Origin of the sequence: Micromonospora sp. NPDC048999, from assembly GCF_040649295.1 — a bacterium.
Lineage (GTDB): Bacteria > Actinomycetota > Actinomycetes > Mycobacteriales > Micromonosporaceae > Micromonospora.
In genome coordinates this window covers 45,495-59,610 of sequence record NZ_JBEZFI010000037.1, presented here as the reverse complement: position 1 = coordinate 59,610, position 14,116 = coordinate 45,495, and the positions used below count along the sequence as shown (strand labels likewise).

Genomic DNA, 14,116 nt, shown 5'->3' with positions numbered 1-14,116 from the left:
ACAAGGCCGGCTCCGGCGCCCTCGGCGACATCGGCGCCCACATCATCGACCTCACCCAACACATCACCGGACAACACATCACCGGAGTCAGCGCGGCCACCGAAACCTTCGTCAAACAGCGACCACTGCCGACCGAATCAACTGGCCTCGCCGCGCACGGCGACAGCCAAGCCACCGGCCCGGTCACGGTCGACGACGCCGCCGTCTTCGTCGCCCGACTCGACGGCGGGGCACTGGCCACGTACGAAGCCACGCGCTTCGCCACCGGCCGCAAGAACGGGTTGCGCATCGAGATCAACGGCTCGCTCGGATCGGTCGCCTTCGACTTCGAGCGGATGAACGAGCTGGAGTTCTACGACGCCACCCGGCCGGGACCGGAACAGGGATTCACCCGAATCCTGGTCACCGAACCCGAACACCCCTACATGTCCGCCTGGTGGCCACCCGGCCACCCCATCGGCTACGAACACTCCTTCACCCACCAGATGCGCGACTTCATCGAAGCCATCGCCACCGGCACCGACCCCACACCATCCTTCACCGACGCGCTGCAGGTCCAGCTCGTGCTGCAGGCGGTGGAGGACTCGGCGCTGACCGGCGTGTGGACCGCGGTGGAGTCCGCGTTGACCGCGGCGGATGTCTAGCCGCACATGACGCCTCGAACCCGTAGCGAGGGTCCGGACGCGGTTGCGCCCCGTGTCCGGATGGGCGGGTCCGAGGAGAGGGCGTCCGGCGCGGCCGTATCGGGATTCCCGGTCGCGCCGGACGGCCAGCCACATCGGCGCGCTTGGTAGGGCCTTGGCGAGCGTGGCACAGCGCCGAGGGTAGGCATCACGTTCTCGGTACATCCCGATCAGCGGGCTTGTGCCGACGGCGAGGCCGCTGGCCTCCCGAACCCCCGGAGGATCACACATGGCAAGATCGGTAAGACGATGGCTGAGCCTCGCCACAGGCGCGGCTCTGACCGTGCCACTGCTCACCGCCGTGCCGGCCACGGCGCACCCTGGGCACGACCACGACGACACCACGGTGCTGGTGTTCCACAAGACCGCCGGTGAGCGGCGGGAGTCGATCGACAAGGGCATCAACGCCATCCGCTCGCTCGGGACCAACAACGACTTCAAGGTCGATGTGACCCAGACCTCCACCGCGTTCACGGCGGAGAACCTGCGCAGCTACAAGGCGGTCATCTTCCTCAACACCACCGGTGAGGTGCTCAACGCGGCCCAGAAGACCGCGTTCGAGAGCTACATCCGGGGCGGCGGTGGCTTCGTCGGCGTGCACGCCGCCGCCGAGACCGAGCCGAGCTGGACCTTCTACCAGGACCTGGTGGGCGCCAAGGCGACCAGCGCGGCGCCGGCCGCCTCGGCGTGGGTCACCGCGGTCGACCGTGTGCACCCGGCCACCGCGACCATGCCGCGCGAGGTGTCCCTCGTCGACAAGTGGTACAACTTCAACACCAACGTGCGCGGCAAGGCGCACGTCCTGGCCACCGTCAGTGAGAAGACCTACACCGGTGGCACGATGGGGTACGACCACCCGATCTCCTGGTGCCAGGACTTCGAGGGCGGCCGCTCCTTCTACACCGGCATCGGCCACTCCTCCGACATCTACAGCCAGGGTGCGTTCCGTAAGCACCTGGTCGGCGGCATTCAGTGGGCCGCGGGTCAGGCTGCGGGCGACTGCGGTGCCACCGTGCAGGGCAACTTCGAGAAGGTCGTGCTGAACGACCGGCCGGGCGAGCCGATGACCATGGCCGTGCTGCCGGACGGTCGGGTGCTGCACAACGCCCGCACCGGTGAGATCCGGATGTACGACCCGAAGACCAACCTGACCGACGTCATCACCGAGATCCCGGTCTACACCCACGACGAGGACGGCCTGCAGTCGATCGCGATCGACCCGGACTTCGCCACCAACAAGTGGGTCTACTTCTACTACGCGCCGAAGCTGAACACGCCGATGACGGACGCGCCGGCGACCAGCAACGACCCGCGCGCCTGGGACATCTACAAGGGCTACAACCAGCTCTCCCGGGCCAAGCTGGTCGAGACGCCGACGCCGCACCTGGACCTGTCGACCGAGCAGAAGATCCTTCGGGTCGACACCGACCGTGGCGCCTGCTGCCACGTGGCCGGCCACATCAAGTTCGACGGCAAGGGCCTGCTCTACCTGGTGACCGGTGACGACACCAACGCCAGCGGATCGGACAACTTCGCCCCGGTCAACGAGATGCCGACCCAGGGCCCGGCCTACGACGCGCAGCGCTCCGCCGCCAACACCAACGACCTGCGGGGCAAGATGCTGCGCATCAAGGTCAAGGCGGACGGCACCTACAGCATTCCGGCCGGCAACCTGTTCCCGCCGGCGGATTACCGGGACGGCAAGACCCGCCCGGAGATCTTCCTGATGGGTCTGCGTAACCCGTTCCGGATCGACGTGGACGCCAAGGGCTTCGTCTACATCGGTGACTACTCGCCGGACTCCAAGGTGTCGAACGCCCTCCGTGGCCCGGCGGGCACCGGTCGGTGGATCAGCACCAACAAGGCCGGCAACTACGGCTGGCCGTACTGCTACTCGCCGGACCTGCCGCACATCAAGTACAACTTCGCGACCAAGACGTCGCACGGCCCGTACAACTGTGCCGCGCCGGTCAACGAGTCGCCGCGCAACACCGGCCTGCGTGTGCTGCCGGCCGTGCAGCAGCCGCAGCTCAACTACACCTTCAACGCCTTCACTCCCTGCCCGAGCGACTACCTGTCCACCCCGACTGTGGCGTGCGGCAACGACTGGCCGGTGCTGGGCAGCGGTGGTGTCGGCCCGATGGGCGGCCCGATCTACAAGTACGACCCGAACCTGGAGTCGGACACGAAGTTCCCGGAGTACTTCGACAACACCGTGGTCTTCGGTGAGTTCACCCGGAACAAGCTGTTCAGCTTCCAGACCAACGGCAGCGGCAAGCTGCAGGGTATCGACCCGCTGCTGACCGCCTTCACCTGGGCCAACCCGATGGACATGCAGTTCGGTCCGGACGGGCACCTCTACGTCCTGGAGTACGGCAACGGCTTCTTCCGGGCCAACCCGGAGGCGAAGCTCTCCATGGTGCGCTACGTCAAGAACGGCCGCGCCCCGGTGGCCAAGGCGGCGGCGACGCCGTCGTCCGGCCAGGCTCCGCTGACCGTACGGTTCAACAGCGACGGCTCCAACGACGCGGACCCGGGCGACACGATCACCTACGCCTGGGACTTCCTCGGCAACGGCACGGTCGACTCGACCGAGGCGAACCCGAGCTTCACCTACACGGAGAACGGCGTCTACCGCGCGAAGCTGACCGTGACCGACTCCACCGGCAGGTCCGCGGTGGCGATCCGGGAGATCGTCGTCGGTAACACCGCCCCGACCGTGAAGATCACCTCGCCGGCCAACGGCTCCTTCTTCAAGTGGGGCGACAAGATCTCCTGGACGGTCGACGTGACCGACCCGGAGGACGGCGACATCGACTGCAACCGGGTGCAGGTGTCCTCGGTGCTCGGCCATGACTCGCACGGCCACGGCCTCAGCACCACCACCGGCTGCTCCGGCACGTTCCAGACCACTGCGGAAGAGGCCGACCACGCGGGCGGCTACCTGTTCCTCGGCCTGAGCGCCACCTACACCGACCTCGGGGCGAACGGCCAGCCGCCGCTGTCCGACGTCAACCAGATCACGGTGCAGACCTGGCGCCAGGAGGCGGAGAACGCGCAGGAGGTCAAGGGCGTCGCCGGCGCGGTGACCAACGATGTGGACGGCGTGCTGCACGTCACCCAGATCCAGAACAATGCGCACCTCGGGTTCCGCCCGATCGACCTGGGTCAGGTCGGCTCGCTGACCTTCCGGGTCGCCGGTGGCGCGGCCAACCGGGTCGGGCAGCCGCAGGGCACGGTCGAGATCCGGCTGGACTCGCCGACCGGTCAGCTGGTGACCACGGCGATCGTCAATTCCACCGGAAGCACCAACACCTGGCAGAGCCAGACGGTGCCGCTGAGCCACGCGGCCGGTGAGCACACGGTGTACCTGGTCTTCAAGCCGGCCACCGGCGGACCGACCAGCAACTTCTTCAACCTCAACTGGGTCGAGTTCGGCAAGGCGACCCCGTAACAGCACCACGAGCCGGTCGGGCGGGTGAGGCGTCACCCGCCCGACCGGGCACCACCCGAACCATCAGCACATCAGCACAGACAGCACAAGGAACAGCGGGGGAGACAGGGTCGAGACGCCGACCGACCCTGTCTACCACTGCCCTGTCCGCCTGGCCGACCGAGCCCGCGACGGCGTCATCGACGCCGACGACGGCGCCGTCGCGGTGGTGCCACCTCGGCTCGGCCAGGCGGACAGGGCCCATGCAGGCAGGGAGGCAAATCATGCGTACGGGAGTATGGCTGGTCGGGGCGCGCGGCTCGGTCGCCGTCACCAGCATCGTCGGGGCGCTGGCGCTGCGCGCCGGCATGGCGGAGCCGATCGGCTGCGTCACCGAGCTGCCCGAGCTGCGCAGCCCGGCGCTGCCCGGCTTCGCCGACCTGGTGATGGGCGGGCACGACATCGCGCCGACCCCGCTGGTCAAGAAGGCCGAGGCGCTCGCGGCCGCCGGCGTGGTGCCGGCCCGGCTCGTCGACGCGCTGCACGACGAGCTGGCGGCGGTGGAGCGCGAGGTGCATCAGCTGCCGGCCGGCGGCACGCAGGCCGAGACAGCCCGGCTCGTCGCCGCCGACCTGGCCGCGTTCCGGACACGGCACCGACTGGACCACGTGGTCGTGATCAACGTCGCGAACACCGAACCCCTGCCACCACCGCACCCGGCGCATGCCGACCTGGCCGCGCTGGAGCGCGCTCTGGCCAGCACCGAGGCGGTGCTGCCGCCGAGCGCGCTCGTCGCGTACGCGGCCTTCCACGCCAACTGCTCCTACGTGGACTTCACCCCGTCGACCGGGGCGCGGTTGCCCGCCCTCGACGAGCTGGCGCACCGGATGGGAACGCCCTACGGGGGGCGGGACGGCAAGACCGGCGAAACGCTGCTCAAGTCCGTGCTCGCCCCGATGTTCGCGCTGCGCAACCTGCGGGTGCGCAGCTGGTCCGGGATCAACCTGCTCGGTGGCGGCGACGGGGCGAACCTCGCCGAACCGGCCGCCAACGCCGCGAAGACCGCCAGCAAGCAGCGGGTGCTCGCCGAGACGCTCGGCTACCAGCCGCAGGGCACCACCCGCATCGACTTCGTCGACGACCTCGGCGACTTCAAGACGGCCTGGGACCTGGTCACCTTCTCCGGCTTCCTCGACACCGCGATGCGGCTGGATTTCACCTGGCACGGCTGCGACTCGGCGCTCGCCGCCCCGCTCGTGCTGGACCTGGCTCGACTGACCGCCGCCGCGCACCGGGCCGGGCGCAGCGGACCCCTGCCCGAGCTGGCCTTCTTCTTCAAGGATCCGATCGGGGCGAGCGCGCACGCGCTGACCGATCAGTGGCAGGCCCTGGTCGAGTTCGTCGGCACCCTCGGTGCGGGGACCGACTGATGGGCCGGCTGCGTGACCTCGTCGACCTCGTCCGCGCACCCGCCGCGCTCTCCGTACCCGGCGACGTGGTGGCGGGCGCGGCGGCGGCCGGCGTGCTGAGCCCGCGTACTCCCGCGCTCGCCGGCGCTTCGGTCTGCCTCTACTGGGCCGGGATGGCCGCCAACGACTGGGCCGACCGGGGGCTGGACGCGATCGAGCGACCGGAGCGGCCGATCCCGTCCGGGCGGGTGTCCGCCCCCGCCGCGCTGGGGATCGCCGCCGGGTTGACCGCCGCCGGTCTGGCGCTGGCCGGGGCGGCGGGCGGTCGTCGGGCGCTGGCGGTCGCCGTGCCGCTGGCGGCGGCGGTCTGGGCGTACGACCTGAAGGCCAAGAACACCGCGGCCGGGCCGGCGACGATGGCTGCCTGCCGTGGGCTCGACGTGCTGCTCGGTGCGAGCCCTGGCCGCCCGGGTCGGGCGCTGCCCGCTGCGCTCACGGTGGCCGCGCACACGTACACGGTCACCGAGCTGTCCCGCCGGGAGGTCACCGGCGCGGACGCCCGGCTGCCGGCCGTCACCCTGGCCGGCACCGCGGCGCTCGCCGCCGTCACCGCAGCCGCGGGCCGCCGTGCCGGCGCGCCGGGCTGGCGTCGGGCGGTGCCGGGCACGCTCTCCGCCTGGTACGCCGCGCAGTACGGCCGGGCCCAGGCCGGCGCCGCCGCGCAGCCCACCGCCGAGCGGATCCGCGCGGCGGTCGGCGCCGGCATCACCGGGCTGCCCGCCCTGCAGGGGGCGCTCACCGCGCGGGCCGGGGCGCCCGTGGCCGGGCTCGCCGTCGCGGCCGCCGCCCCGCTCGGCCGCCGCCTGGCCCGCCTGGTGTCACCGACATGAGCGGGCCCGACGGCACAGGCGGCCTGCGCTTCGGCTACGGCACCAACGGCTTCGCCAACCACCGGCTGCCCGACGCGTTGCGGGTCATCGCCGAGCTCGGCTACCGGGGCGTGGCGCTCACCCTCGACCACAGCCACCTCGACCCGTTCGCCGCCGACCTGCCCCGCCGGGTCACCGAGGTCGCCGACCTGCTGCGCGACCTCGACCTCGCGGTGGTCATCGAGACCGGCGCCCGTTACCTGCTCGACCCGTGGCACAAGCACGCGCCGACCCTGTTGCACGACGAGCCGGCCGTGCGTGTGGAGTTCCTCCGGCGGGCGGTGGCGATCGGCGCCGACCTCGGCGCGGAGGCGGTGTCGTTCTGGGCCGGCGTGCGCCCGGCCACGGTGTCCGAGCCGGTGGCCTGGGACCGTCTCGTCGCCGGCTGCTCCCAGGTGGTGGAGTTCGCCGCCGCGGCCGGCGTGCCGCTGGGATTCGAACCCGAGCCCGGCATGCTCGTGCAGGACATCGCCGACTGGCGGGCCCTGCGCAAGCGGCTCGACGCCCCGCCCGGTTTCGGCATCACCCTCGACATCGGACACTGCCGGTGCCTGGAGCCGCTGCCGGTGCCCGACTGCGTCGCCGAGGTGGCCGCGCACCTGGTGAACGTGCAGATCGACGACATGCGCCGGGGGGTGCACGAGCACCTGGAGTTCGGCGCGGGGGAGATCGACTTCCCGCCGGTGCTGCGGGCGCTCGCCGACGCCGGCTACCGGGGACTGGTCGCCGTCGAACTGCCCCGCCACTCGCACGCCGCGCCCACCGTCGCGGCCGAGTCCCTCGACTTCCTACGGCAGGCCGAGCGCGCCGATGCTGCCCCCACCCGGGGGGCAGACCCCCGACGTCCGACAACCGGACACCAACCGTTGCCCACGGGAAAGCCGAGCGGATCGGCTCCCGGAGAGGAGGAGTGATGGACCCGGACGACCTCCGCGCCGCGCTCGCCGACGCACCCGGCGTACCCGATCCGGGGTGGCTGGACGAGGCGCTCGCGCGGGTTGCCGCAGAGCCCGACGCCGTGGGACGGCTCTTCCCCGCGGCCGGGCGGCACTGCGGGCGCGGGCCGCTGCCCGCCGCGCCCGGCTGGCACGCCGACGAGGCCGCGCGGGCGCTGCTGCTGTGCGCGCTGCCGGCCGACCGGGCGGCGACCGAGGCCGAGGCCGGCTACCGGTACGGGGACGCCGACGAGAAACGCGCCGTGCTCAAGGCCCTGCCGCTGCTGCCGATCGGCGCGCAGGCGGTGCCGCTGCTGCACGACGCGATCCGCACCAACGACACCCGGCTGGTGGCCGCCGCGCTCGGCCCGTACGCCCGCCACCTCGACCAGCCGACGTGGCGCCAGGCGGTGCTCAAGTGCGTGTTCATGGGCGTGCCGCTGTCCGTCGTCGACGGTCTGGACGAGCGCGCGGACGCCGAGGTGGCGACCATGCTCGGCGGCTTGACCGAGGAGCGGCGCGCGGCCGGCCGGGACACCGCCGCGGACGCGCTCGCCCTGCTGGACCGGCTCACCACAGGCGGCGGCACGACCGCAGCCGGCAACACCAGAACCACGGAGGCGTGATGCGTATCTTCGACCCGCACATCCACATGACGTCGCGCACCACCGACGACTACGAGGCGATGGCCGCCGCCGGGGTGCGCGCGGTCGTCGAGCCGGCCTTCTGGCTGGGGCAGCCGCGCACCAACGTCGGCGCGTTCGCCGACTACTTCGACTCGCTGGTGGGCTGGGAACCCTACCGGGCCAGCCAGTTCGGCATCCGCCACCACGCCACCATCGCGCTCAACCCGAAGGAGGCGAACGACCCGCGCTGCCGGGAGGTGCTCGACCTGCTGCCCCGCTACCTGGCCAAGGACGGGGTGGTCGCGGTGGGGGAGATCGGCTACGACTCGATGACGCCGGAGGAGGACGAGGCGTTCGCCGCCCAGCTCGCCCTGGCGATCGAGTTCGCGCTGCCGGCCATGGTGCACACCCCGCACCGGGACAAGGCCCGCGGCACCACCCGCACCTTGGACGTGGTCGCCGAGTCCGGCATCGACCCGGGCCGGGTGGTGGTCGACCATCTCAACGAGGTCACCGTCGGCCAGGTGCACGACGCCGGCTGCTGGATGGGCTTCTCCATCTACCCGGACACCAAGATGTCCCCGCCGCGCATGGTGGAGATCCTCAAGGAGCACGGCCTGGCGCGGATGCTGGTCAACTCCGCCGCCGACTGGGGGCGCTCCGACCCGCTGCTGACCCGGGCCACCGGCGAGGCCATGCTCGCCGCCGGCTTCACCGCCGACGACGTGGACCGGGTGCTGTGGCGCAACCCGGTCGAGTTCTACGGCCAGTCCGGCCGCCTCGACCTGTCCGACCTCGGCGAGGTCGCCGCGACCTTCGAGGGCAGCTCCATCAAACGGGGAGGCAGCTGATGCGGTTACGCCACGCCGACGGGCAGCTGGTCCACCTCAGCTACTGCACCAACGTGCACCCGGCCGAGGACCTCGACGGCATCATCGGGCAACTCGACACGTACGCCCGCCCGGTGCGTGAGCGGCTCGACGCCGACGTGCTCGGGCTCGGGCTGTGGCTGGCCGCGCCGGTCGCCGCCGCCCTCGCCGCCGACGCCGGCCAGCGGCGCCGGCTGCGCCGGGAGCTGTCCGCGCGGGGGCTGGAGGTGGTCACCCTCAACGGTTTCCCCTACCGCTCGTTCCAGGCGCCGGTGGTCAAACACGCGGTCTACCACCCCGACTGGAGCACGACCGAACGGTTGGACTACACCCTCGACCTGGCCCGGATCCTGGTCGACCTGCTGCCCGACGACGCGGCCCGGGGCTCGATCTCCACCCTGCCGCTGGCCTGGCGCGAGCCGTGGGACACCGCGCGCGCCGACGCCTGCGCGCGGCAGCTCGACCGGCTCGCCGCCGGGCTCGCCGACCTCGGACGGCAGAGCGGACGCCCGGTCCGGGTCGCCTTCGAACCGGAGCCGGGCTGCGTCGTGGAGAGCACCGCCGACGCCGCCCGCTGGCTGCCCGCCGTCGACACCGAGTGGCTGGGGATCTGCCTCGACCTCGCGCACCTCGCGTGCGCCTGGGAGGACCCCGCGGCCGCCCTGGCCACCCTGCGCGCTGCCGGCCTGCCGGTGGTGAAGGTGCAGGTCTCGGCGGCCCTGGGCGCCGACGCGCCGCAGCGGGACGCGGAGGTGCTGCGCGGCTACGTCGAGCCACGTTTCCTGCACCAGACCCGCAGCGTCCACGGCCCGGCCGCCGACGACCTCGACGCGGCGCTCGACGCCGACCTGCCCGGCCCGTGGCGGGTGCACTACCACGTGCCGTTGCACGCCGCGCCGGCCGCGCCGCTCACCTCGACCGTGCCGGTGCTGCGGGCGGCGCTGGGCGAGCTGCTCGGCGGCGACACGGCCGGCTGCGACCACCTCGACGTGGAGACGTACACGTGGGGGGTGCTGCCGGCGGCGCACCGCCCGCAGACCACCGAGCAGCTCGCCGGCGGCATCGCCGCGGAGCTCGCCTTCGCCCGCGACGAACTGTGCGCGCTGGGCCTGTCCCTCGAGAGCCGGCCCGCAGCGGACCGGACCTCGCCGTCGTACTCGGAGGTGACCCGATGAGCCCGCTGCTCGTCCTCGACGTGGTGGGGCTGACGCCGCGGCTGCTCAGGTACATGCCCCGGCTCTCCGCGCTGGCCGACCGCGGCTTCCAGGCGCCGCTGGGCACGGTGCTGCCGGCGGTGACCTGCTCGGTGCAGTCCACCTTCCTCACCGGCGAGACCCCGGCCGGGCACGGCATCGTCGGCAACGGCTGGTACTTCCGCGATCTCGGCGAGGTCTTCCTGTGGCGGCAGCACAACGCGCTGGTCGGCGGGGAGAAGCTGTGGCACGCCGCCCGCCGGGTCAAGCCGGACTACACGGTGGCCAACGTCTGCTGGTGGTACGCGATGGGCGCGGACGTCGACTGGACCGTCACCCCGCGACCGATCTACCACGCGGACGGGCGCAAGGACCCGGACTGCTACACCCACCCGCCGCAGCTGCACGACGCGCTCACCGACCGGCTCGGCACCTTCCCGCTGTTCAGCTACTGGGGCGCCGGGGCCGGCATCGCCTCGTCCGAGTGGATCTGCCGCGCCACCGAGCAGATCATGGCAACCCATTCGCCCGACCTCACCCTCGCGTACGTCCCGCACCTGGACTACGACCTGCAGCGCTACGGCAGCAGCGGCCGACAGGCCGCCGCCGCGGCGGCGGAACTGGACGGGGTGCTCGCTCCGCTGCTGGACGCGGCGGCGGCCCGCGGTACGACCGTGGTGGCGCTGTCGGAGTACGGCATCACCGACGTCTCCCGCCCGGTCGACATCAACCGACTGCTGCGCGCCGAGGGGCTGCTGACCGTCTACACCCAGGCCGGCATGGAGTACCTGGATCCGTGGACGTCGCGGGCCTTCGCGGTCGCCGACCACCAGGTGGCGCACGTCTACGTCAAGGACCCGGCCGACGTGCCGGCCGTGGCGAAGCTCTGCGCCGGGCTGCCCGGGGTCGCCCAGGTGCTCGACGAGGCGGGCAAGGCCGCACACGGCCTGAACCACGAGCGCTCCGGCGAACTGGTCCTGGTCGCCGAGCCGGACGCCTGGTTCACCTACTACTACTGGCTCGACGACGCGCGGGCGCCCGATTTCGCCCGGCTGGTGGAGATCCACCGCAAGCCCGGCTACGACCCGGCCGAGCTGTTCTTCGACCCGGCCGACCCGGGCGCGGCCAAGGCGCGCGCCGGGCTCGCCCTGCTGCGCAAGAAGATCGGCATGCGCTACCTGATGAACGTGGTCGGCCTGGACGCGGGCGCGCGGGCGGTGCGCGGCTCGCACGGCCGGCTGCCGGACGACCCGCTCGACGCACCGGTGCTGATCTGCTCGGACCCGGCCGCCGCCCGGGACAGCGTCGCCGCCACCGACGTCAAGGGGCTGCTGCTGGAGCTGTCCGGTGTCGGGCCGGGGCCGGTCGACGGCGGCCCGCGGGCGGTGACCGCATGACCGTCGAGGTGACCAGCCGGACCGACATCGACGGACTGCGCGCGCGGTGCGACGCGGAGCTCGCGGCGTTTCTGGACCGGCAGGATCCGGGCTGGCCGGACGGCGCGCCGCGCGGGGTGTTCGACACGATCCGCCGCTTCGCGCTGGCCGGGGGGAAGCGGCTGCGACCGCTGTTCTGCTACTGGGGCTGGCGCGGCGCCGGCCAGCCCGACGGCCGGGAGATCGTGGCGGCCGCGGCGGCGCTGGAGCTGTTCCACGCGTTCGCGCTGATCCACGACGACATCATGGACGGCAGCGACCGACGCCGGGGCGAGCCCTCCGTCCACCGGCTCTTCGCCGACCTGCACGCCCGCCTGGCGTGGCGCGGCGATCCCGGGGCGTACGGGCACAGCGCGGCCCTGCTCTGCGGTGACCTGTGTGCCGCCTGGGCCGACCAGATGTTCCACGAGTCCGGCCTGCCGGCGGATCAGGTCCACCGAGGCTACGAGGCCTTCGCCACGATGCGCACGGAGGTGATCGCCGGACAGTACCTGGACCTGGTCTCCGGCGTCGGGGACGGATCGGTGGCCAGCGCGCTGACCGTGATCCGGATGAAGGCGGCCCGCTACACGGTCACCCGACCGTTGCAGATCGGGGCCGGGCTGGCGGGGGCGGGGGAGGAGCTGCACGCCGCGTACGTGGCGTTCGGCGACCCGCTCGGCGACGCGTTCCAGTTGCGCGACGACGTGCTGGGTGTCTTCGGCGACCCGGCCGTCACCGGCAAGTCGGTTCTGGACGACCTGCGGGAGGGCAAGCCCACGGTGATGATGGCCCTGGCCCGCGACCGCGCCGACCGACGGCAGGCCGGGCGGCTGCGGGCGCTGTTCGGCAATCCGGAGCTCGACGCGGCTGGCGCCGCGGAGCTGCGGTCGATCATCGAGACGACCGGCGCGCGGGACCAGATCGAGCAGATGATCCGGATCCGGGCCGAGGCCGCGCTGGTGGCTCTCGCTGCCGCCCCGGTGCCGGCGGAGGTCAGGACCGCCCTGACCGCCCTGGCTGGATCTGTGGTCGACCGGCAGAGCTGACTGACCGGACAGTCGATGGACCTTGACCTTAAGGTTCATCGAAGATCCGCCGGAAATGATCTAGCGTCCCGGGCACAGCGGTGACCCCCGTCACCACGAGTTTCGGTGGCGTCACGCAACGACGCGTTCGAGGAGGCACAGTGGTTACCCGCGCCGCGCGCACCACCGCGACAGCCAACCGCCCGGATCAGGTGGATCCGGACGATGCCCCCGACCGTCATCCCGCGAAGCGCACCACCGTCGTGCCCCGGCAGCGTGGCGGCCGGGCCGCCGGCTGGCGTCCACTGCGCATCGCGATGGTCGGCCAGAAGGGCATGCCGGCCACGTACGGCGGAATCGAACGGCACGTCGAGGAGCTGTCCAGCCGACTGGTCGCGCTCGGCCACGAGGTCACCGTCTACTGCCGGCAGAGCTACGACTCGGCGTCGCTGGGCGAGTACCGGGGGGTGCGGCTGCGGCAGGTGCGTACGGTGCCGAGCAAGCATCTGGACGCCATCGTGCACTCGACCACCTCGACCCTCGCGGCGCTCCGGCAGCGACCGGATGTCGTGCACTACCACGGGCTGGGTCCGGGGCTGGTCGCGCCGCTGCCGCGCTACCTGTCGCGGGCGAAGGTGGTGCTGACCGTGCACGGCCTGGACAACCAGCGGGCCAAGTGGGGGCCGGCAGCCCGCGCGGTGCTGGGCACGGCGCACTGGCTCAGCGGCCGGGTGCCGGACGAGCGGGTGGCCGTGTCGCGGGGCCTGGCCGCACACTACGACACTGAATTCGGCAGCTCCGCCCGATACATCCCGAACGGGGTGACCGCTCCGAAGCGCGTGCCGGCGCGACACCTCGCCGCGCGGTTCGGGCTGACGCCCGGCAACTACCTGCTGCTGGTCGGCCGGCTGGTGCCCGAGAAGGCCGCGGACCTGCTGATCCGGGCGTTCCGACAGGTGCCGACCGAGATGAAACTGGCGATCGTCGGCGGGTCGTCGTTCACCGACGAGTTCGTGGCGCAGCTGCGCACGGCGGCGCAGGACGACTCACGCATCGTGTTCACCGGATTCGCGTACGGCGACCTGCTCGCCGAGCTGTACTCGCACGCGGCCGGGTTCGTGCAACCGTCCCGGTTGGAAGGGCTGCCGCTGACCCTGCTGGAGGCGGCCTCGTACGGGCTGCCCGTGGTGGCCAGCGACATCTCCCCGCACGTGGAGGTGCTCGGTACCGACGGCCCTGGGCGGCGAATGTTCCGGGACGGGGCGGAAGAGGACCTGGTGCGAGTGCTGGGCGAGATGCTCACCGACCTGCCCGCCGAGCGTGCCGGCGCCCGGACTCTGCGTGACCGCGTCCAGGGCGAGTACACCTGGGACGCCGCCGCTCGCGAGCTGGAGCGGCTCTATCTCGACCTGGTCGGGCCCGCCGGCCGCAGCAGAGTCGAACGGGCCGCGAAAGCCGGCTGATGCCGGGGTCCGCGTATCGGCCCATTCTGCCCGCCCGCCGACCGGGTTAGATTGATTCGATCTTCCGCCGCACGGCGGGCGGCGCCGCGCGTGATCGCGGCCGGCAGGCAGGCGAATCGACGTTCAGTGGAAT

General features: G+C 72.3%; 11 protein-coding genes. All 11 read left to right on the top strand.

Annotated elements, in window-relative coordinates; genetic code table 11:
- Positions 1 to 644 (top strand): Gfo/Idh/MocA family oxidoreductase (locus AB0C02_RS26895; protein WP_357551730.1); only part of this gene is annotated, 644 nt, incomplete at its 5' end.
- A 268-nt stretch (positions 645 to 912) separates the two neighbouring features.
- Positions 913 to 4,137 carry a ThuA domain-containing protein gene (locus tag AB0C02_RS26890; protein ID WP_357551729.1) on the top strand — a complete coding sequence of 1,075 codons (3,225 nt, stop codon included), beginning with the start codon at positions 913 to 915 and terminating at the stop codon, positions 4,135 to 4,137.
- A 263-nt stretch (positions 4,138 to 4,400) separates the two neighbouring features.
- Positions 4,401 to 5,546, top strand: coding sequence for an inositol-3-phosphate synthase (locus AB0C02_RS26885; RefSeq protein WP_357551728.1), 1,146 nt, complete (start codon positions 4,401 to 4,403; stop codon positions 5,544 to 5,546).
- Positions 5,546 to 6,415 (top strand): SCO3242 family prenyltransferase, encoded by an 870-nt coding sequence (locus AB0C02_RS26880; protein ID WP_357551727.1) that lies wholly within the window; start codon positions 5,546 to 5,548, stop codon positions 6,413 to 6,415. The genes AB0C02_RS26885 and AB0C02_RS26880 overlap by 1 nt, the downstream gene beginning before the upstream one ends.
- Positions 6,412 to 7,368 (top strand): sugar phosphate isomerase/epimerase family protein, encoded by a 957-nt coding sequence (locus AB0C02_RS26875; protein WP_357551726.1) that lies wholly within the window; start codon positions 6,412 to 6,414, stop codon positions 7,366 to 7,368. Before AB0C02_RS26880 ends, AB0C02_RS26875 begins: the two co-directional genes overlap by 4 nt.
- Entirely contained in the window at positions 7,368 to 8,015 is a 648-nt protein-coding gene (locus tag AB0C02_RS26870; protein ID WP_357551725.1) for an EboA domain-containing protein, read from the top strand. The genes AB0C02_RS26875 and AB0C02_RS26870 overlap by 1 nt, the downstream gene beginning before the upstream one ends.
- Positions 8,015 to 8,866: a TatD family hydrolase gene (locus tag AB0C02_RS26865; protein ID WP_357551724.1), complete on the top strand. Its 852-nt coding sequence runs from the start codon at positions 8,015 to 8,017 to the stop codon at positions 8,864 to 8,866. Before AB0C02_RS26870 ends, AB0C02_RS26865 begins: the two co-directional genes overlap by 1 nt.
- Complete coding sequence (gene eboE, locus AB0C02_RS26860) at positions 8,866 to 10,059, top strand: metabolite traffic protein EboE (RefSeq protein WP_357551723.1); 1,194 nt, start codon at positions 8,866 to 8,868, stop codon at positions 10,057 to 10,059. Before AB0C02_RS26865 ends, eboE begins: the two co-directional genes overlap by 1 nt.
- On the top strand, positions 10,056 to 11,474 hold the full coding sequence (locus AB0C02_RS26855; protein ID WP_357551722.1) for a nucleotide pyrophosphatase/phosphodiesterase family protein: 1,419 nt from the start codon (positions 10,056 to 10,058) through the stop codon (positions 11,472 to 11,474). The genes eboE and AB0C02_RS26855 overlap by 4 nt, the downstream gene beginning before the upstream one ends.
- Positions 11,471 to 12,541: a polyprenyl synthetase family protein gene (locus AB0C02_RS26850; protein ID WP_357551721.1), complete on the top strand. Its 1,071-nt coding sequence runs from the start codon at positions 11,471 to 11,473 to the stop codon at positions 12,539 to 12,541. The genes AB0C02_RS26855 and AB0C02_RS26850 overlap by 4 nt, the downstream gene beginning before the upstream one ends.
- Before the next feature lie 140 nt (positions 12,542 to 12,681).
- Positions 12,682 to 13,983 carry a glycosyltransferase family 4 protein gene (locus AB0C02_RS26845; RefSeq protein ID WP_357551720.1) on the top strand — a complete coding sequence of 434 codons (1,302 nt, stop codon included), beginning with the start codon at positions 12,682 to 12,684 and terminating at the stop codon, positions 13,981 to 13,983.
- Positions 13,984 to 14,116 lie beyond the last annotated feature (133 nt).